The organism is Micromonospora sp. NPDC048986, from assembly GCF_040649335.1.
Taxonomy (GTDB): Bacteria; Actinomycetota; Actinomycetes; order Mycobacteriales; family Micromonosporaceae; genus Micromonospora; species Micromonospora alfalfae.
The window spans coordinates 274936-292744 of record NZ_JBEZFJ010000007.1 but is presented as its reverse complement, the minus strand read 5'-3'; the positions used below and the strand labels follow the sequence as shown (position 1 = coordinate 292744).

21 protein-coding genes and 1 pseudogene are annotated in these 17809 nt (G+C 72.0%); 12 read left to right on the top strand and 10 right to left on the bottom strand.

Going from position 1 to position 17809, the window contains the following annotated elements; genetic code table 11:
* Nucleotides 1-2: 2 nt before the first annotated feature.
* The 3 genes from AB0B94_RS17100 to AB0B94_RS17090 all read right to left on the bottom strand — a co-directional run bounded on the left by AB0B94_RS17100 (nucleotide 3) and on the right by AB0B94_RS17090 (nucleotide 2887).
* The gene (locus AB0B94_RS17100; protein ID WP_357279830.1) at nucleotides 3-2057 is read right to left on the bottom strand and encodes a glycogen debranching N-terminal domain-containing protein; all 2055 of its coding nucleotides are present in this window, start codon (nucleotides 2055-2057) and stop codon (nucleotides 3-5) included.
* On the bottom strand, nucleotides 2054-2434 hold the full coding sequence (locus AB0B94_RS17095; protein WP_357279827.1) for an SCP2 sterol-binding domain-containing protein: 381 nt from the start codon (nucleotides 2432-2434) through the stop codon (nucleotides 2054-2056). Before AB0B94_RS17095 ends, AB0B94_RS17100 begins: the two co-directional genes overlap by 4 nt.
* Before the next feature lie 78 nt (nucleotides 2435-2512).
* The gene (locus AB0B94_RS17090; protein WP_238666984.1) at nucleotides 2513-2887 is read right to left on the bottom strand and encodes a DsrE family protein; all 375 of its coding nucleotides are present in this window, start codon (nucleotides 2885-2887) and stop codon (nucleotides 2513-2515) included.
* A gap of 12 nt (nucleotides 2888-2899) precedes the next feature.
* On the opposite strand from AB0B94_RS17090, the gene mtfM reads away from it, so the two are divergent.
* Nucleotides 2900-3004, top strand: a complete 105-nt coding sequence (gene mtfM, locus AB0B94_RS17085; RefSeq protein ID WP_030327764.1) for a small membrane protein MtfM — start codon at nucleotides 2900-2902, stop codon at nucleotides 3002-3004.
* Complete coding sequence (locus tag AB0B94_RS17080) at nucleotides 2998-3588, top strand: FABP family protein (protein WP_112584198.1); 591 nt, start codon at nucleotides 2998-3000, stop codon at nucleotides 3586-3588. The genes mtfM and AB0B94_RS17080 overlap by 7 nt, the downstream gene beginning before the upstream one ends.
* Before the next feature lie 3 nt (nucleotides 3589-3591).
* Here the strand turns inward: AB0B94_RS17080 and AB0B94_RS17075 are convergent, their stop codons facing one another.
* The gene (locus AB0B94_RS17075) at nucleotides 3592-4473 is read right to left on the bottom strand and encodes an aminotransferase class IV (RefSeq protein WP_357279820.1); all 882 of its coding nucleotides are present in this window, start codon (nucleotides 4471-4473) and stop codon (nucleotides 3592-3594) included.
* A 69-nt stretch (nucleotides 4474-4542) separates the two neighbouring features.
* On the opposite strand from AB0B94_RS17075, the gene AB0B94_RS17070 reads away from it, so the two are divergent.
* From AB0B94_RS17070 to AB0B94_RS17055, 4 genes are all read left to right on the top strand, one after another.
* Complete coding sequence (locus AB0B94_RS17070) at nucleotides 4543-4971, top strand: Fur family transcriptional regulator (protein ID WP_238666982.1); 429 nt, start codon at nucleotides 4543-4545, stop codon at nucleotides 4969-4971.
* On the top strand, nucleotides 4968-6080 hold the full coding sequence (locus AB0B94_RS17065) for a folate-binding protein (protein WP_357279814.1): 1113 nt from the start codon (nucleotides 4968-4970) through the stop codon (nucleotides 6078-6080). Before AB0B94_RS17070 ends, AB0B94_RS17065 begins: the two co-directional genes overlap by 4 nt.
* A gap of 23 nt (nucleotides 6081-6103) precedes the next feature.
* Nucleotides 6104-6931 carry a 3-keto-5-aminohexanoate cleavage protein gene (locus tag AB0B94_RS17060; protein ID WP_357279811.1) on the top strand — a complete coding sequence of 276 codons (828 nt, stop codon included), beginning with the start codon at nucleotides 6104-6106 and terminating at the stop codon, nucleotides 6929-6931.
* Between the two features lie 94 nt (nucleotides 6932-7025).
* Entirely contained in the window at nucleotides 7026-7985 is a 960-nt protein-coding gene (locus AB0B94_RS17055) for an asparaginase (protein ID WP_357279806.1), read from the top strand.
* Between the two features lie 18 nt (nucleotides 7986-8003).
* Here AB0B94_RS17055 and AB0B94_RS17050 read toward each other — a convergent pair whose 3' ends face one another.
* A complete protein-coding gene (locus tag AB0B94_RS17050) occupies nucleotides 8004-8801 on the bottom strand; it encodes an alpha/beta hydrolase (protein ID WP_357279803.1) in 798 nt (265 codons plus the stop codon).
* A 112-nt stretch (nucleotides 8802-8913) separates the two neighbouring features.
* On the opposite strand from AB0B94_RS17050, the pseudogene AB0B94_RS17045 reads away from it, so the two are divergent.
* The 6 genes and pseudogenes from AB0B94_RS17045 to AB0B94_RS17020 all read left to right on the top strand — a co-directional run.
* Nucleotides 8914-9396, top strand: a pseudogene (locus AB0B94_RS17045) (helix-turn-helix transcriptional regulator); the annotation flags it as partial.
* Nucleotides 9397-9509: 113 nt separating this feature from the next.
* Nucleotides 9510-10175, top strand: a complete 666-nt coding sequence (locus tag AB0B94_RS17040) for a hypothetical protein (protein ID WP_357279798.1) — start codon at nucleotides 9510-9512, stop codon at nucleotides 10173-10175.
* Nucleotides 10176-10246: 71 nt separating this feature from the next.
* The gene (locus AB0B94_RS17035; protein WP_238666976.1) at nucleotides 10247-10561 is read left to right on the top strand and encodes a DUF2516 family protein; all 315 of its coding nucleotides are present in this window, start codon (nucleotides 10247-10249) and stop codon (nucleotides 10559-10561) included.
* The gene (locus AB0B94_RS17030) at nucleotides 10558-11445 is read left to right on the top strand and encodes an alpha/beta hydrolase (RefSeq protein WP_357279792.1); all 888 of its coding nucleotides are present in this window, start codon (nucleotides 10558-10560) and stop codon (nucleotides 11443-11445) included. Before AB0B94_RS17035 ends, AB0B94_RS17030 begins: the two co-directional genes overlap by 4 nt.
* Before the next feature lie 11 nt (nucleotides 11446-11456).
* Nucleotides 11457-12194, top strand: coding sequence for an alanyl-tRNA editing protein (locus AB0B94_RS17025; protein ID WP_357279789.1), 738 nt, complete (start codon nucleotides 11457-11459; stop codon nucleotides 12192-12194).
* A gap of 55 nt (nucleotides 12195-12249) precedes the next feature.
* Nucleotides 12250-13164: an SDR family oxidoreductase gene (locus tag AB0B94_RS17020; protein ID WP_357279786.1), complete on the top strand. Its 915-nt coding sequence runs from the start codon at nucleotides 12250-12252 to the stop codon at nucleotides 13162-13164.
* On the opposite strand, the gene AB0B94_RS17015 is transcribed toward AB0B94_RS17020, so the two are convergent.
* From AB0B94_RS17015 to AB0B94_RS16995, 5 genes are read right to left on the bottom strand one after another with little or no spacing between them, the layout of a single operon-like run.
* On the bottom strand, nucleotides 13155-14123 hold the full coding sequence (locus tag AB0B94_RS17015; protein ID WP_357279781.1) for a WYL domain-containing protein: 969 nt from the start codon (nucleotides 14121-14123) through the stop codon (nucleotides 13155-13157). The two genes, AB0B94_RS17020 and AB0B94_RS17015, sit on opposite strands and share 10 nt — an antisense overlap.
* 23 nt (nucleotides 14124-14146) lie before the next feature.
* Nucleotides 14147-14788, bottom strand: coding sequence for a response regulator transcription factor (locus AB0B94_RS17010; protein WP_357279778.1), 642 nt, complete (start codon nucleotides 14786-14788; stop codon nucleotides 14147-14149).
* Nucleotides 14785-16053 (bottom strand): sensor histidine kinase, encoded by a 1269-nt coding sequence (locus AB0B94_RS17005; RefSeq protein WP_357279773.1) that lies wholly within the window; start codon nucleotides 16051-16053, stop codon nucleotides 14785-14787. The genes AB0B94_RS17010 and AB0B94_RS17005 overlap by 4 nt, the downstream gene beginning before the upstream one ends.
* A gap of 11 nt (nucleotides 16054-16064) precedes the next feature.
* Nucleotides 16065-16799: an ABC transporter permease gene (locus tag AB0B94_RS17000; RefSeq protein WP_357279768.1), complete on the bottom strand. Its 735-nt coding sequence runs from the start codon at nucleotides 16797-16799 to the stop codon at nucleotides 16065-16067.
* A 12-nt stretch (nucleotides 16800-16811) separates the two neighbouring features.
* Nucleotides 16812-17720 carry an ABC transporter ATP-binding protein gene (locus AB0B94_RS16995; protein WP_357279763.1) on the bottom strand — a complete coding sequence of 303 codons (909 nt, stop codon included), beginning with the start codon at nucleotides 17718-17720 and terminating at the stop codon, nucleotides 16812-16814.
* Nucleotides 17721-17809: the final 89 nt, after the last annotated feature.

Below are 17809 nucleotides of genomic sequence, written 5' to 3'. Positions count from 1 at the left end.
GGTCAGCCGCGGTCCGGCTGGTCCTCCGGGTCACGGCTGCGCCCCAACGCGTCGACCATGCCCCACCGGCCGGGGATGTCCAGCAGCTCGACCCGGCCCATCCCCGGTGGCACCGCCGGATCGATGATCAGGTGCTCGCCCTGCGGCTCCAACCCCAGCATCACCCGCAGCAGCAGCAGCGGGGTGCCCGTCGACCAGGCCTGCGGGCTGCACGCGGTCGGGTACTCCACCGGGTAGTCGGTGAGGTCGCGGGCGTAGCCGGCGAACGCCTCCGGCAGTCGACCGTCGAAGTACTGGGACGCCGCCAGCATCGTGTCGCAGAGCAACCCGGCCTCCTCCCGGAAGCCGTACCGCCACAACCCCCAGGCGATGATCGAGTTGTCGAACGGCCAGACGGTGCCCACGTGGTAGCCGATCGGGTTGTACCGCCCCTCGTCCGCGGCGAGCGTCCGCACCCCCCAGCCGGAGAACAGTCGTGGCCCGAGCAGGTGCTCGACCACCTTGCCGGCCCGGGACTCGTCCACGATGCCGCTCCACAGCAGGTGCCCGATGTTCGAGGTCAGCGCGTCAACCTGCCGGCCGTCGGCGTCCAACGCGAGCGCGTAGTACCCGCGGTCGGCGATCCAGAAGTCTCTGTCGAACCGCCGTTTGAGGTCGGCGGCCTGCCGCTCCAACTCGTCGGCGAACTCCGGATCGTTCCAGAAGGTCCGGGCCAGCCGGGCGGCGCGGACCTTCGCGTCGTACGCGTAGCCCTGCAGCTCGCAGGTGGCCCGGGGAAAGCCGGGCAGCTGACCGTCGGCGTACGAGATGGCGTCCCAGGAGTCCTTCCAGCACTGGTTCTGCAGGCCGGTCTCCGGGTTGCGGGTCTGGTACCAGAGGTAGCCGGTGCCGAGCAGGTCACCGTAGGTGTCGATCCACTCCAGCGCCCTGCGGACCTGCGACTCCAGCTTGCGGACGAGTGTGGCGTCACCGGTCCACAGTTCGTACTCGTCGATCAGGATGATGAACAGGGGCGTCGAGTCGGCCGACCCGTAGTACGGCGAGTGTGGCTGCTCCTCGAAGCCGGCGGTCTCCCCGTACCGCAGCTCGTGCAGGATCTTGCCGGGTTCCTCGTCCCGGAAGTCGTCCACCCGCTGCCCCTGAAGTCCGGCCAGCATCAGGAGGGTCGGCGGGACCAGCTCCGGCAGGAACGGCAGCACCTGCAACGAGGTGATGATGCTGTCCCTGCCGAACAGGGTCATGAACCAGGGGAGTCCCGCGGCGATCAGCCGTACGCCCAGGGCTATCGATTCGTAGCGCAGCGCGGCCAGGTCGTTGAGGCTGCGCCGGTACGCCCCGGCCAGCGGCTCGCAGTCGCAGCCGAGCTTCGGCGCCCTGTCGATCAGCTCCTGCTGCTCGGCCCGGATGGCGTCCGCGCTGCGGCTGCCGCCGTACGGGAGGGTGGCCCTGATGTCCTCGCCCCGGGCCCCGTAGACGACGCTTGACACGTGCAGCCTGGTGGTCCAGCTGTCGTTGCGGGCCACCCGGATCCGGAAGGTCATCCCGGTCTCGTCGACCTGCGCCGGAGCGGTGCTGCTGACCACCATCTCCCGGTGGAACGCCTCCCGTCGGTAGGTCAGCCGCAGCTCGTTCTCGGCGACAGTGACAGTGGTCCGGCCCCGCTTCTGCCGAGAGTTCTTGATCTCGAACAGGTCGGCGAAGTCGGCCCCGACCTCGATCCGCAGGGTGCACTCGACCTCCGCGCCGAGGTGGTTCAGCACTGTCAGCTCCTCCTCGAAGCTGCCCACTATCGCCCGGCTGCGGATCACCGACGCCTTGGCGTCCAGGTAGTGCGTGGGCTCACCGGGGGCGAGGAAGAACTTGGTGCGGTACGACTGGGCATCGTCGACGGAGAGGGCGTGCAGCCGCTGCCCGTCCAGGGTGAGCACCCAGGTGGACAGGAAGCGGGTGTCGAAGGAGAACAGCCCGGTGGGGAAGTCGTAGGACGGTTCGATGTCCCCTCGCCGGTCGCTGACCAGGAAGGTGTTGCCGTCCAGAATGCTGACGAGGTCCTTCACCGCAGTCGCCCGGCTGCTCGGCGGGCCGTTTCGCGGGGGTCGCGGGTGCCGGGCGGGTCCGGGAAGAACCGGCGGAAGGCGAGGAAGAGCACCACGTTCCCGCTGAACGTGCTCTCGTTGCGCAGCACCGCGGCGACCCCCTGGGCCTCGCCGCTGATCAGCCGGTCGAAGAGGGCGGCGCTGCTGTACCAGATCGCGTCGGCCGGGCCACGCCCCCGGATGACCTGCACCGACCCGGGCCGCATCCGGACCAGCCAGTGTTCGGTGCGGTGGTCCTCGCCGAGGTCGATCTGGAGGGTGCCGTCGGCCAGGCCGCCCAGAACCTCGGCGGCGCGCGACGGCAGTGCCTCGAAGAACCTCTCCGCCGCCTCGGTCACATCCGAATCGTAGGCAGCCGTCCGAGATGTCGGGTCGGTATCGGCACTCCGCTCGGATCGACCCCCGCAGCCGTGCGGTCAGTAGACGAGTGCCTGCGCGCCCTCGGCCATGGCCTCCTCGACGAAGACCGCGGCACCGGCGATCCGGACCCCGGGGAGTACGTCGTCCGGGCCGATCTCCCGTCGGGCCGCGCACTGCGTGCAGGCGGTCACCCGGCCGCTGGTCAGGATGACGTGCAACAACTCGGCGAGGGGTGCCGAGTGCGGCAGGTCGAACTGCTGGGCGCGACCGGGCAGCGCGAACCAGGTGGACTCACCGGTCAGCCAGAGCGAGACGTCCACCCCTGCCGCTACCGCCGTCGCGGCGACTGTGAATGCCTGCGCGCACCGCTCGGGGGCGTCCGCCCCTGCGGTGGCCTTGACGACGAGAGTGCGGGCCATGTGACCCAGCATAGGATGGCCGGGATGGTTACCGAGATCGGGTTTGTCAGCCTGCTTGTCGCTGGCCTGGGCGGGCTCGCCGGTGGCCTGGTCTACCTTGCCGTACGCATTTCGAGAGGACGCTGGTGAGCGAGAACCCGCTGCAGCCGCCGTGGCTGAACGCGCCGCCGGTCGAGGAGTACCCGTTCGAGGAGAGCCACGACCTGAGGGTCGGGCCGAAGCTGCACCCCGCGCTGGATGCCCTGCTGCCGTACATCGGTCTGTGGCGCGGTCGGGGCAAGGGCGGTTTCCCCACCATCGAGGATTTCGACTACGCGCAGGAGATCCGGATCAGCCATGACGGGCGGCCGTTCCTGCACTACGAGTCGCGTGCCTGGATCCTCGACGAGCAGAGCAAGCCGGTCCGGCCGGCCGGCCGCGAGGTGGGCTGGTGGCGACCGGTGCTGGTGGATGGGCGGGCGACCGACGAGCTGGAGGCGCTGCTGACCACCCCGACCGGGGTGATGGAGCTGCACCTGGGCAAGCGCACCGGCACGCAGCTCGAGTTCGCCACCGACGCGGTGATCAGGACTCCGACCGCCAAGGAGGTCACCGGCGGGCACCGGCTCTTCGGCATCGTCGAGGGTGCGCTGCTCTACGCCCAGGAGATGGCCGCCATGGGGCACGGGCTCAGTCCGCACCTCTCCGCCCGACTCGTCCGGGTCGGCGGCTGACGCTCAGTCGACAGGGAAGCCCAGCAGGGCCTGTATGTCGGGGGTACGCGGGCAGCGAGCCCGTCGTACCCCGTCCAGCGTGTGCACCTCGGCGGCGCCGCGCAGTGACGAGGTGAACCACACGCCGTCCGCCGCGTGCAGGTCGACCGGGCTGACCATCCGTTCGGTGGCGCTCAGGCCCAGGTCGCTCGCGTGGGCGAGCAGCCAGGCCGCTGTGGTGCCGGCGAGGATGCCGGTGCTGGCTGCCGGCACCGCGCAGAGCGTGTGGTCGGTGAGCCACACCACATTGGCTGTGGGGCCCTCCAGCGCGTACCCGTCGGAGGAGACCCAGAGCACGTCGTCGACGCCGGCCCGGCGGGCCCAGCGGCGGGCGGCGCTGTTCACCGCGTACGACGTGGACTTGATGCCGGCCGGCAGCCAGGTGAGCCCGCTGCGGGCGGCGGCGGGCAGCCCCAGCGGCAGGGTGGCCACACTGATGCCGTCCCGCCGGGCGGCCCGGGAGACCGCCGGCACCGGGGCCAGCGTGGCGTAGATCGTGGGCGGACCGCCGGCCTCCGGGCCGCGGGTGCAGACCAACCGGAGTGCCCCCTCCACAGCCGCTGGCCAGCCTGTCCGCACCTGGTCCAGCAGGTCGATCAGCGTGGTGGTGGGGGGCAGGGGCAGCTCGACGGCGGTGGCCGCCGTGGCCAGGCGGGCCAGGTGTTCGTCGCACAGCCACGGCTGACCGTCGCGCAGGTGCATGGTCTCGAAGAGGCCGTCGCCGTGCAGCACGCCGAGGTCGTCACCGCGCAGCACCGGGTCGTCGGGCGGCACCGGGCCACGCCCCAGGACGGCGATCCGCGCGGTCGGGTCGGCCGGGTTCTTCTCGACGGACGACCTCACCATGACCGTCGAGCGTAGCGGTGATCGATCGCCGGGCGGGGAACAGCCTGCTGGCCGAACTATGATCGGACGGTGTCCGAATCCTCCCTCGCGGAAATGCTGCGGTCCCGTGGGCTGCGGCTGACGGCCCAGCGGCAGCTCGTTCTCCAGGCGGTGCTCGATCTGGGCCACGCCACCCCGGAGCAGGTGCACACCGCGGTCCGGGAGGTCGCCGCCGGCGTCAACATCACCACCATCTACCGCACGCTCGAGCTGCTGGAACGGCTCGGTCTGGTCACCCACACGCACCTGTCGCACGGCTCACCGACCTATCACGCCGCCGGTGAACACCAACACGTCCACCTGGTCTGCCGGGAGTGTGGCGCGATCGACGAGATCGATCCGGAGCTGCTCCGCCCCCTCGCCGACCAGTTGGCCGCGCAGCGCGGGTTCCGGGTGGACATCGGGCACGTGTCACTCTTCGGCGTCTGCGTACGCTGCGAGAACGGGGACGAAAAATGATCGACATCGCGGGCGCGGTGGCCGTCGAGAGCATCGACGAGGCCAGCCGTGACCAGCCGGACCCGGCGCACGTCGCGGCCGGGGTGCGAGGGGTGGCCGCGCACTACGGCGACCCGCTGCGCGAGCAGCGCACCCTCGACACCGCTGTGGGCCTGGTCGACCGGTCGCACCGAGGGGTCATCGCGGTGCCCGGCGAGGAACGGGCCGGCTGGCTGCACACTGTCACCTCGCAGCACCTGAGCACGCTCTCCGCGGGGGAGGGCACCGAGTTGCTGGTGCTGTCGCCGCACGGCCACGTCGAGCAGCACGCCATGGTCGCCGAGGACGGCGAGACCGCCTGGCTCGACACCGAGCCCGGCGCGACCGAGGGCCTGCTGGCGTACCTGGAGAAGATGCGGTTCTTCAGCAAGGTCGAACCACGCGACGCGACGGCCGAGCGCGCGCTGCTGTCGCTGGTCGGGCCGGAGGCCCTGGAGGCGCTCGGCACGCTCGGCGTGACCGGGCTCGCCGCACCGGACGTGGTCGCGGTGCCGGGTCCGAAGTTCCCGCACGGTGCCGTGCCGCAGCGGGCGAGCGCTCGGTACGACGTACGACCGCTGCCGATCGGCGGCTGGGCCCGACGTGGTCCGCTCGGGGTGGACCTGCTGGTGCCCCGGTCGGCGATGGACCAGGTGGTGGCGGAGCTGCGCGGCGCCGGGGTGCCGGTCGCGGGGCTGTGGGCGTACGAGGCGATCCGGGTGGCCGCCCGGCAGCCCCGGGTCGGGGTGGACACCGACCACCGGACCATTCCGGCCGAGGTCGACCTGATCGCCCCCGCGGTGCATCTGGACAAGGGTTGCTACCGGGGGCAGGAGACGGTGGCGCGGGTGCACAACATGGGCCGGCCGCCGCGTCGCCTCGTACTGCTGCATCTGGACGGGGTGACCACCGATCAGCCGCCGGTGGCCGGTACGCCGGTGACGCTCGATGGCCGGGCGGTCGGCTTCGTCGGCACCGCCGTGCTGCACCACGAGCTGGGCCAGGTCGCTCTCGCCGTGCTGAAGCGGAACGTCCCGGACGACGCCGCGTTGCTGATCGGTGAGACCGCGGCGGCGATCGACCCGTCCTGAGCGGGCCGTCTAGGATCGCCGGCATGACGACAGGGACGTTGATCACGGTGGCCCCGACCGGCGCTGAGTCGGCCAAGGCGGAGGTGCCGGCGCTGCCGGTGACCCTCGACGAGTTGCTGCTCACCGCCAAGGAGTGCGAGGCGCTCGGCGCCGCCGTGATCCACGTCCACATCCGCGACGACGAGGCCCGGCCGACGCTCGACCCGGTGCGGCTGGCCGACACCGTGGCGGCGCTGCGGGAGAGCACCGACCTGATCGTGCAGCTCTCCTCCGGTGGCGCGGTGACCGACCCGGAGGCGGCCCGGCTCGCCGTGCTCGACGCCCGTCCGGACATGGCCTCCTGCACCATGGGCACCGTCAACTTCGGCGACGACGTCTTCCTCAACCGTTGGGAGTTCATCGTCGACCTGCACACCCGGATGCAGGACCGCGGAATCGTGCCGGAGTACGAGATTTTCGACCTCGGTCACCTGTCCGCGTTGCAGCGGTTGCTCGGTAAGTACGGGCTGCCGGCCGGCGGGCACGTGCACGTCGACTTGGTGATGGGCGTGCCGGGCGGGATGCCGGGCACCACCGAGACCCTTGTCGCGGCCCACCGGATGCTGCGCGACCTGCCCGAGGGCACCACCTTCTCGGCCACCGGCGTCGGCCGGAGCACCATCGCGGTGCTGCTGGCCTCGCTGTCGACAGGCGGGCACCTGCGGGTCGGCATGGAGGACACCGTGACGTACGCGAAGGGCCGCCCGGTGGAGTCCAACATGCAGTTGGTCGCCCGCGCTGTGGGTTTCGCCCAGCTCGCTCAGCGCCCGCCGCTGACCACCACCGAGGCCCGCGAACTGCTCGGGCTGTAAGGCCGGGTCTGTCCCACGCCCCTGTCACCCGGGCGGTGGACCTCCTGGTCACCCCGCTGCCGGGCACCCCCGGACCGTCGGTACCGTCCAGCGCGTGACGAAGACGTACGAGGGCGGCGCGCCGCTCGCCGAGGTGGTCCGGTCCGGGTTCGTGGAGGGTGTGCACCGCGGCTCGGTGGTGGTGCTGGACGCCGCCGGTGTCGCTGTGGCGTCCGCCGGGGACGTGACCTCGCCGATCTTCCCCAGGTCGGCCAGCAAGCCGATGCAGGCGATCGGGATGCTCCGGGCCGGCCTGGCCCTTACCGACCCGGCCGACGTGGCGCTGGTCTCGGCGAGCCACGCCGGCGAGGAATTCCATCTGGCCCGGGTCGGTGCGCTGTTGGAGCGCGCCGGGCTGGACGCGTCGGCGCTGCACTGTCCGCCCGACCTGCCGGTGGGGGCCGCGGCCCGGGAGGCGGTGCTCCGGGCCGGTGGCGGCCCGAGCCGGGTGCAGATGAACTGCTCCGGCAAGCACAGCGGGATGCTGTTGACCTGCGAGGCCGCCGGTTGGTCCCGGGAGGGCTACTGGCGGCCGGAGCACCCGCTTCAGCAGCGGCTGCGGGCCGCCATCGAGGAGTTCACCGGCGAGCAGGCGGCGGCGGTGGGGGTCGACGGTTGCGGCGCCCCGGTCCTCGCGGTGTCGCTGGCCGGTCTGGCCGGGGCGTACCTGCGGCTGGTCGACGCCGAGCCCGGCTCGGTGCCGCGCACGGTGGCCGACGCGATGCGGGCGCACCCGGAGATCGTGGGTGGCACCCAGGCCGACGACACCCGGCTGATGCGCGGTGTCCCGGGGCTGCTGGCCAAGGTCGGTGCCGAGGGTGTGATCGCCGTGGCGTTGCCGGGCGTCGGCGCCGTCGCCCTGAAGATCGACGACGGCGCCGACCGGGCCCGGATGCCGGTGCTGGTCTCCGCGCTGCGCCGGCTCGGCGTGGACGCTCCGGTGTTGACCGAGTACGCCGAGACACCGCTCTTCGGCGGCGGGGTCCCGGTCGGGGCGGTCCGCCCGCTCTGGTGAGACCACCGGCGGTGGTGGCTAGCCCAGGAAGTCGAGCAGCGCGGCGTTGACCGGCTCCGGACGCTCCAGCGGCAGCAGGTGCGCGGCGTCCGGCACGTCCGGCAGTCGTACCGCGCCGGGGACCTCGGCGGCGATCCGGTCGGCGAGTCGACTGATGTCCGGCACGTCCGCGGCGCCGGCGGTGACCAGGACGGGGATCTTCAGCTCACCGAGACGACCGATCGCCGGTGGCGACAGCTCTCCCACCTCGACCGCGCCGAGCGCCAGCTCCGCGGCGAGGGCACGCTGGTCCATCTCCTGCGCGAACGCGACCAGCTCCGTGTCGACGTCCTCCGGCTGGCGTCGCGGGCCGACCACCCAGAACCGCACCTCACCGGCCGCGCCGGCGACGAAGTCGTCCGGGTCGACCTCGCCGACCAGGTCGTCCCAGAGGTCGTTCGCCTCGTCGGACCACTCGTTGCCGGAGACCGCAGTGTCGAACAGCGCGAGCGCGCTCACCCGCTCGGGGTGGGCCAGCGCGGTGTCGATGGCGACCGCCCCGCCGAAGGAGCAGCCGACCAGTGCGGCCCGGGGCAGGTCGAGCGCGTCCAGCAGCCCGGCGACATCGTCGTGGTGGGTGAACGGGGTCGGCGGCAGCTCCGAGTCGCCGTAGCCGCGCAGGTCCGGGACGATCACCCGGTGCCGGGCGGCGAGCGCTGCCACCTGCCCGCGCCACATCCGCCGGTCGGCGATTCCGGCGTGCAGCAGGACGACTGGCGAACCGGTGCCGGCCTCGTCGTACGCGATGCTTGCTCCATTGACTGTGATCTTGTGCACGGACGGACCGTACGGAGCGGCCGGGCGGCGCGCAAACGGGATCCTGAGACCTTGCTAACTATGGTTAGCGTTTTGCTTGCAAGAGCTAGCGCTGGCGGTTAGCGTCGCTGCCATGGCCACACCCAAGGACCTTCCCGACGTCGGCGGGTTCATCCGCGATCTGCGGCGTAACGCCAAGATCTCGCTTCGGCAGCTCGCCGAGCAGGCGGGGGTCAGCAACCCGTACCTCAGCCAGATCGAGCGCGGCCTGCGCAAGCCCAGCGCCGAGGTGCTCCAGCAACTGGCGAGCGCGCTGCGGGTCTCCACGCCGGCGATGTACCTGCGCGCCGGTCTGCTCGATGACAAGGAAGGCCACGGGGTGCTCGCCGCCATCGCCGTGGACGCCGACCTGACGATGGCGCAGAAGCAGTCGCTCAGTCAGATCTACGAGACGTTCCGCCGGGAGAACACCCGGCTGGCCGAGGCCCAGGCCGGAGCCGAGGCGGCGCAGGCCGACCAGCCCGCGAGCCAGGCTGCGGACCAGCCCGCCAGCCAGGCTGCGGACCTGGCAAATGTGGCAGCGACCGGCCCCACCACCGTCGGCGGCACCCCGACCGAGGCCGTGCTCCAGTCGGTCGCCGTCACCGAGGCGGGCACCGCCCCCGCCCCGGGCAGCACCAGCATCCCCCAGAAGAAGAAGGCCGCCGAGGCGGCCGAAGAGGAGACGTCATGAGCGAGCCGAAGACCAACCGCATCCCCGCCCCGATCTACGCCGCAGCCGGTGCCGGTGAGCTGGCCATCGAGCAGCTGCGCAAGCTGCCGGCCGTGGTCGGCGTCCTGAGCACCAGGGTCGTCGCCGACCTGGGCGGCCGGGCCGTGCTGACCGGCTTCGAGCTGAAGCAGAAGGCCACCGAGACGCTGCGCACCGCCAACGAGACCGCCGACCTGGCGAAGCTTCGCGAGGTGGCCGACATCGACAAGCTGCGCGCCGCCGCGACCCGCAACGCCGCCCTGGTGGTCGCGGGCGCCCAGGTCGCCCAGGAGCGCGCGTTCGCCGCGTACGGCGCGCTGGTCGCCCGGGGCGAGCGGGTCGTCGGTGCCGGTGTGCTGGAGGCCGCCGACACGGTCAACGCCGACATCGAGGCCACCGAGTCCGTGACGCCGGCCACCCCCACCGCCGCGACCCCCACCGCCGCCACCGCCGTGACCCCCGCGGCCGCCACCGCTGCGGCCCCCGCCGCCGCGCCGAGCCCGGCCGACGTGGCGGAGATCGCCGAGGCCAAGCCGGCCGCGGTCAAGAAGGTCGCCCGCGCGCCGAAGGCCGCCAAGCCGGCCGAGACCCCGTCGGCGAAGCTCCCCCGGGCCACCAAGCGGACCCGTCCGGCAGCCGAGTAGCTCGTCGGGTCGACGACCCCGGCGGCGTCCTTGTCGGACGTAGCCGGGGTCGTGGACATAAACTGGCCGACATGGCCAACGCCGCGCCGATCTTCGCCTTTGCCGTCCGTGACGTGATCGAGCTGATCCTGCTCGTCTTCGCGCTGATCGTTCAGGGCGTCGCCCTGGTGCACGCCGTCACGCAGCGCTCCGACGCCTTCCCCGCCATCGGCACGCTCCCCAAGGGCGGCTGGATCGCCATCCTGGCGGTCTGCCTCGCGCTCACCCTGCTCGGGTTCGGTCCGATCAGCCTCTTCGGGCTCGTCGGCATCGCCGCCGGTCTGATCTATCTGCTCGACGTCCGGGTCGGTCTGCGCGACCTGAGTGACGGCAAAGGGTTCTGGTGAGAGGTTTTCGCTGGCCACCCCCACCCGACAGCGGGCCCCGCACCTGGGGTCCCGGGCCGGGTGGGCCGCGTACCGGCCGGCCGGCGCTGCCGGAGCCGGAGACCGAGCTGGTCACCACTCCGCACGGCGTACGGCTGGAGCGGCTGGTCACCGGCACCGGTGATCCGGCCACCGTGTTCGCGCACGGGCTGGGCAACGGCATCGCCACCACCCGCCCGTTCGGCAGTGGGGTGAACGGCCGCAAGGTGTTCTTCCAGTTCCGGGGGCATGGCCGTTCCGAAGCCCCGGACGGGCCGTGGGACTACCTGGACCTGGCCCGGGATCTACGGGCGATCGCCGACCTCGGCGGCGCCAGCCGGGCGTTCGGCGCGAGCCTCGGCGCGGGTGCCCTCTGCCGACTCCTGGTGGAGAGCCCGGAGCGTTTCGACAAGCTGGTCTTCTTCCTGCCGGCGGTCCTCGACGAGCCACGCGGGCCGCTCGCCCGGGAGCGCATCACCGACCTGCTGGAGGCGGTGGAGAGCGGGGACGCCTCGGCGGTCGCCGACATCGTCACGCTGGAGTTGCCCCCGGCGGTGCGCAACACCCCGGCCGGCTGGGCCTACCTACGACAACGGCTCGACCAGCTGCTCCGCGACGGTCTGGCCGACGGTCTGGCCACGCTCACCGACCAGACTCCGCTGCGCCAGATCGGTGAACTGACGGCGGTCACCGCGCCGGCGCTGGTGATCGGGTGCGCGGGCGACGACCTGCACCCGGTCGAGGTCGCCGAGCGGCTCGCCGTCGCGCTGCCGCAGGCCACCCTGCACGTGTACGACCGGCCCGGCGTGCTCTGGTCCGAACGCGCCGATCTGCGCGACCGCATCTCCGGCTTCCTGAACGAGTAACCTGCCCAGTCATGGGCGTCACACAGCACGGCCGGACGCACCGGCTGGACCTTGCCGACCCGACACTGCGCGAATGGACGTGCACGGTCCTGCACTCCGACGCGGAGCAGGGCATCGTGCTCGACCGTTCGGCGTTCTACCCGGGCGGTGGTGGTCAACCACCCGACCACGGCGTGCTGCTCTGGCAGGGCGTGCAGACCCGGATCGTCGGCACCCGCAAGGGCGACGACCCCTACCTGATTCCCGCCGAGGGTGACCCGCTGCCGCCGGTCGGCACCGATGTCGTCGGCGCGGTGGAGGACGAGCGCCGCACCCGGCTGATGCGGACCCACTCCGGGCTGCACGTGCTCTGCGGTGTGGTGTTCCGCGACTTCGGCGCGCTGGTGACCGGAAACTCGATGGAACCGGGCGAGGCCCGGATGGACTTCAACCTCCCCGAGGTGCCCCCGGACTTCAAGAGTCGCATCGAGGAGCTGGTGAACGCCGAGGTGGCCGCCGACCGCTCGGTCGCCACCCGGGTGCTGCCGCGCACCGAGGCGCTGGCCCTGCCGGACATCATCCGTACCCAGTCCAACCTCATCCCGCCTGATGAGCAGGAGGTCCGGATCGTCGACATCGTCGGGCTGGACGTGCAGGCCGACGGCGGCACCCACGTCGCCTCCACCGCCCAGATCGGCAAGGTCCAGGTGGTCAAGGTGGAGAGCAAGGGCCGCGCCAACCGTCGGGTCCGGGTCCGACTGGTCGACTAGATCGAGTCCCGAATTCGGACGTCGGTTGTCAGGTATTCCTGACAACGTCGCAGGCATGACACAACCGCTCACAGGAAAGATCGCGCTCGTCGCCGGCGCCACCCGTGGTGCCGGACGGCAGATCGCCGTTCAGCTCGGCGCGGCCGGTGCCACTGTCTACGCCACCGGTCGCAGCTCCCGGGCCGGCCGCTCCGAGATGGACCGACCGGAGACCATCGAGGAGACCGCCGAGCTGGTCAGCGCGGCCGGCGGCACCGGCATCGCCGTTCGGGTCGACCACCTGGTGCCCGAGCAGGTCCGCGACCTGGTCGCCCGGATCGACGCCGAGCAGGGGCAACTCGACGTGCTGGTGAACGACATCTGGGGCGGCGACCCACTGGTCACCTGGGACAAGCCGGTCTGGGAGCAGCCGCTCGACGCCGGCTTCCGTACCCTGCGACTGGCTGTCGACACGCACATCATCACCAGCCACTTCGCGCTGCCGCTGCTGATCCGCAAGCCCGGCGGCCTGGTGGTGGAGATGGGCGACGGCACCAAGGCGTACAACGACGAGAACTACCGGCTGTCGGTCTTCTACGACCTGGCCAAGGTCTCGGTCAACCGGCTCGCCTTCAGCCAGGCGCACGAGCTGAAGCCGCACGGCTGCACGGCCGTGGCGCTCACTCCCGGCTGGATCCGTTCCGAGGCGATGCTGGAGCACTTCGGCGTGACCGAGGAGAACTGGCGCGACGGCGCCGCCACCGACCCGAACTTCCTCATCTCGGAGACCCCGGCCTTCGTCGGCCGGGCGGTGGCCGCGCTCGCCGCCGACGAGGAGAAGGCCCGCTGGAGCGGCAGATCCGTCGACGCCGGCACGCTGTCCAAGGTGTACGGCTTCACCGACCTCGACGGCAGCCAACCCGAGGGTTTCCGCTACATCACCGAGGTGGTCGACGCGGGCAAGCCGGCGGACGTGACCGGCTACCGGTAGAGCGCGGCGAGCCGGTCGGCGCTCGCCGCGAACAACTGCCGCAGCTCGGGTGGGTCGAGGACCTCCACCTCGGGGCCGAGCCCCAGCAGTTGGCGGTACGCCACCGGGACCGACTCGACGGGCAGCCGCGCCACCACCCAGCCCTGCCCGTCGGGTGGGCCGGCGGCGGCGACCAGTTCGTCGTACACGAAGGGGGCATCGACAAGGTGCCGGAGCTGACGCAGGCCGGCGGGGCTCAGCCGGACGGCGACCTCGGCCCGCAGCATGGTCCGCAGGAACGACCCGGCCTGCTCGCGCCAGTGCCCGGCCAGGTCGAAGCCCTCGTCGCGGTCGAAGTGCTCGTCTTCCACCTCGACCCCGGTGACCCGGTCCACCCGGTAGGTGCGCACGTTCTCGCCGACCCGGCCGACCAGATACCAGACCCCGCTCTTGAGGACCAGGCCGTACGGCTGGACCCGGCGGGTCACCTCCCGGTCGCCGCGTCGGTAACGCAGCTCCACCACCCGGTCCCCCCAGACCGCCCGCGCCAGGTCGGGCAGCCAGAGCGGTGGCGCTGTCTCCCGGAACCAGCCCGGCACGTCCAGGTGGAACCGCTGCCCGGCGCGGGCCGGCGCGTCGCGTAGGGCGGGTGGCAGCGCGGCGAGCACCTTCAGCTCGGCCGAAGCGACAGCGTCGGCGAGTCCCATCTCGCCGGCCGGCCCGGGGAGCCCGGCGAGGAAGAGCGCCTCCGCCTCGTCCCGGGTCAGCCCGGTCAGCCGGGTGCGGTACCCACCGAGCAGGCGGTACCCGCCGGCCCGCCCCCGGTCGGCGTAGACCGGCACGCCCGCCGCGGAGAGCGCCAGGACGTCCCGGTAGACGGTCCGCTCGGACACCTCCAACTCCCGCGCCAGCTCGCTCGCGGTCATCGACCCGCGCGACTGCAACAGCAACAGCAACGAGATCAGTCGGGACGCGCGCATCCGCCCATCCTGCCCGGTGCCGCTCACCGCCCGCCGGGCGTCAGCAACCCCCTGTCGTACGCGGTGGCCACCGCGGCAGCCCGGTCGTTGACCCCGAGCTTGGCGTACAGGTGCAGCAGATGCGTCTTGACGGTGGCCTCGCTGATGAACAGGCGGGCCGCCGCCTCCCGGTTCGAGGCGCCCCGGGCCACCAGGGTGAGCACTTCCAGCTCCCGTTGACTGAGCGGCTCCTCGGCGGGAGCGCGCAGCCGACCCATCAGCCGGCCGGCGACGCTCGGCGCGAGCACCGACTCGCCCCGGGCGGCGGCCCGGACCGCCCGAACCAGATCCTCCCGAGGGGTGTCCTTGAGCAGGTAACCTGTCGCACCGGCCTCGATCGCCGGCAGCACGTCGGCGTCCGTGTCGTAGGTGGTGAGCACCAGCACCCGGGCGGCGCTGCCGGAGCGGGCCAACCGGCCGATGGCTGTCACCCCGTCCATTCCGGGCATCCGGAGGTCCATCAGCACCACGTCCGGCCGCAGCGTCGCGACCAGGACCAACGCCTCCGAGCCGTCCGCTGCCTCGCCCACCACCTGGAAATCGCCGTCGCCGGTGAACATCCCCCGCAGGCCGTCCCGCACGACCGGGTGGTCGTCGACGATCAGCAGCCGTATCGGGGCGGTCAACAGGCACCTCCGGGTAGCGCGGGAACGGACGCCGAGATGGCGGTGCCGCCGCCCGGCTCGGACTCGACTGCCAACTCGCCACCGACCCGGGTGACCCGCTGCCGCATGGCGGTCAGCCCGTACCCGCCGCCCGGCTCGCGGGGCGGCGGTTGGCCGGTGACATCGAAGCCGGCCCCGTCGTCGCGTACGTCCAGGGTGACCACGTCGGCCATGTACGACAGGGTCAGCCCGACCCGTGAGGCGGCGGCGTGCCGGGCCACGTTGGCCAGCGCCTCCTGGGCGGCCCGTAGCAGGGTCACCTCGATCTCCGGGTGCAGCGGTCGGGGCGTGCCGGTGGTGGCCACGTCGGCCCGTACCCCGTTGAGGGCCGACCAGCGCCCGCCCAACTGGACCAGGGCATCGGGTAGCCGGGCCGTCTCCAACGGTTCCGGACGGACCGCCTGTACCGAGCGGCGGGCCTCGGTGAGGCTCTCCCGGGCCAGTTCGAGCGCGTTGTCCACGTGCCGGCGCCAGTCCGCGGACCGGTCGCGGGTCTGCTCGGCCGCCTCCAACTGGGTGATGATGCCGGTCAGCCCCTGGGCCAGGGTGTCGTGGATCTCCCGTGCCATCCGTTGCCGCTCGTCGAGCACGCCGGCCTCCCGGGCCTGCGTGAGCAGTTGGGCGTGCAGCCCGGCGTTCTCACTGACCGTCTCGGTGAGTTGGCGGTTGGTCTCGCCGAGTTCCGCCACCAACCGTTTGCGTTTGGCGTCCTCCTGTTCGGCGACCATCGCGAACCAGCTCACCGAGCCGGCCACCACCAGGTTGAACAGCACCAGCACCAGCCAGAGCGGCCAGTGCGACACCACCACCGACAGGCCACCGCCCTGCGAGGTGGCGACGAGGGCGGCAGTGGTGACGACGCCGGCGACCCGCCACCGCCCGGGCAGCACCGGAAAGGCGTGGATGTAGCCGATCCAGGCGAAGAAGCCGTACCACGGGCTGGCGGCCACCAGTGCGGCGGCGAACGTGAGCAGGCCGGCGTAGTAGATCGCCATCAGCGTGCGCCGGCTATGCCAGCCGGGGTGCACTGTGACGAACCAGGCGACCCAGCATCCGGCCGCCACGGCGATGGCGAGGGTGGGCAGTGTGTCGAGATGATCGGGCGCCGGGGCGACGAGGGCCAGCAGGGTGCCCAGGGTCAGCCCGCCGAAGGGGAACACCCGATAGAGGCTCGCCTCGCGCTGCCGCCAACTGGCCAGACAGTCGTGCCCACCGTCGCAGGTCATCGCATCTCCGCTCACTCCCAGCGGAACAGTTTCGCCGCGCCGGCGCCGGCCGCCACGGCGATGACCGCCATTATCCCCAGATGCAGCGGCTGCGGCGGGGTGCCGGTCCAGGCGTCGAGGAGCGCCTGCACCCCGGGCGGCGTGTAGTCGCCGATCCGCGCCACAAAGTCCGGGAGCAGGAACCGGGGCAGGTAGACCCCGCCGAAGAACATGATGACCAGAAAGAGCGGCACGGCCAGGGCCTGTGCCGCCTTCGTCGTCCGGGCCACAGCGGCGACCAGCAGGCCGAGCGACAGCAGGGCGGCCGTGCCGAGGATGAACGCCAGCGTGAAGCCGAGTGGGTGCCGGGGGAAGGGCACACCGAACGCGAGCCGGGCGACGACGATCAGCAGCAGCGCGCTGGCCAGGATCCCGGCCAGGGCCAGCACCAGTTGGGCGGCGAGCAGAGCGGCCGGGTGCGCCGGGGTGGTCGCCAGCCGACGCAGCACGCCACGTTCCCGGTAGGTGGCCAGCACGGCGGGCAGGATGTTCACCCCGACCATGGCGAGGGTGACCACCAGCAGCGACGGGGCGAAGTAGCTGACGAAGGTCTGCCCGTCGAAGGTCGGATCCGGCTTGCGCAGCGAGGGGACCAACCCGAGCACCACCAGGATCAGTATGGGCAGCCCGATCGTGGTGAGAAGCGTCGGCAGGTCCCGCAGGTAGAGGCGCGCCTCGGTTCTCAGGATGTTGCGGAAGGCGTGCATGCTGGCTTCCCCTCAGTTGGCGGGCCGGTGCCCGGTCAGCTCGACGAAGGCATCGTCGAGGGTGGACTGCTCCAGCCGCAGGTCCGCGGCGACGATCTGGTGGCGGGCGAGCACCGAGGTGACGGCGTGCAGCAACCCACCGGTGCCGGTCACCACCACCTGGCTGCCGGTTCGCTGCACGGCGGACACCTCGGGCAGATCGGCGAGGAGTCGGTCGTCGATCGGAGTCGAGGGCCGGAACCGGATCCGCTGCTCCGGAGCCACCGCCGACACCAGGCCCGCCGGGCTGTCCAGGGCGACCACCCGACCCCTGTCGATCACCGCGACCCGGTCGCAGAGCCGCTCGGCCTCCTCCATGAAGTGGGTGACCAGCACGATCGTCACCCCGCTGTCGCGGACCTGTTCGATGAGGCCCCAGGTGTCCCGGCGGGCCTGCGGGTCCAGCCCGGTGGTCAGCTCGTCGAGGATCGCGATCTCGGGGTTGCCCACCAGCGCCAGCGCGATGGAGAGTCGCTGCTTCTGGCCGCCGGAGAGCTTCTTGTACGCGGTGTTCCGTTTGTCGCCGAGGCCCAGCTTGTCGATCAACTCGGTCGGGTCGGCCGGGTTGCGGTAGAACGAGGCGTACAACTTGAGTGCCTCGGCCACCCGCAACCGGTCCGGCAGTTGACTCTCCTGGAGTTGCACACCGACCCGCTGGCGCAGCTGGACCGCGTCCCTGCGGGGGTCGAGCCCGAGGACCGACACCCCGCCCCCGTCGGGAACACGCAGCCCGGCGACGCACTCCACTGTGGTGGTCTTGCCGGCGCCGTTCGGACCGAGGACGCCGAAGATCTCCCCGGCCTCAACGGCGAGCGACACGTCGTCCACCGCCACCAGGTCGCCGTACCGCTTGTGCAAATTGGTCACCTCGATGACCGGCATCGTGCCGCCTTCCGCCGCCGCTGACTTCGTACCCCCCAAGCGTTGTCGGGGTGGCCCGTCGGCGAATCGACCGGTCAGCGACGAACCCT

Bases quoted from the DNA above. Each gene is read 5' to 3' on its own strand.
- AB0B94_RS17090 (WP_238666984.1), bottom strand. From the start codon at position 2,887: ATGCTGGGTCACATGGCCCGCACTCTCGTCGTCAAGGCCACCGCAGGG.
- mtfM (WP_030327764.1), top strand. From the start codon at position 2,900: ATGGTTACCGAGATCGGGTTTGTCAGCCTGCTTGTCGCTGGCCTGGGC.
- AB0B94_RS17075 (WP_357279820.1), bottom strand. From the start codon at position 4,473: ATGGTGAGGTCGTCCGTCGAGAAGAACCCGGCCGACCCGACCGCGCGG.
- AB0B94_RS17065 (WP_357279814.1), top strand. From the start codon at position 4,968: ATGATCGACATCGCGGGCGCGGTGGCCGTCGAGAGCATCGACGAGGCC.
- AB0B94_RS17060 (WP_357279811.1), top strand. From the start codon at position 6,104: ATGACGACAGGGACGTTGATCACGGTGGCCCCGACCGGCGCTGAGTCG.
- AB0B94_RS17040 (WP_357279798.1), top strand. From the start codon at position 9,510: ATGAGCGAGCCGAAGACCAACCGCATCCCCGCCCCGATCTACGCCGCA.
- AB0B94_RS17035 (WP_238666976.1), top strand. From the start codon at position 10,247: ATGGCCAACGCCGCGCCGATCTTCGCCTTTGCCGTCCGTGACGTGATC.
- AB0B94_RS17025 (WP_357279789.1), top strand. From the start codon at position 11,457: ATGGGCGTCACACAGCACGGCCGGACGCACCGGCTGGACCTTGCCGAC.
- AB0B94_RS17020 (WP_357279786.1), top strand. From the start codon at position 12,250: ATGACACAACCGCTCACAGGAAAGATCGCGCTCGTCGCCGGCGCCACC.
- AB0B94_RS17015 (WP_357279781.1), bottom strand. From the start codon at position 14,123: ATGCGCGCGTCCCGACTGATCTCGTTGCTGTTGCTGTTGCAGTCGCGC.
- AB0B94_RS17005 (WP_357279773.1), bottom strand. From the start codon at position 16,053: ATGACCTGCGACGGTGGGCACGACTGTCTGGCCAGTTGGCGGCAGCGC.
- AB0B94_RS17000 (WP_357279768.1), bottom strand. From the start codon at position 16,799: ATGCACGCCTTCCGCAACATCCTGAGAACCGAGGCGCGCCTCTACCTG.
- AB0B94_RS16995 (WP_357279763.1), bottom strand. From the start codon at position 17,720: ATGCCGGTCATCGAGGTGACCAATTTGCACAAGCGGTACGGCGACCTG.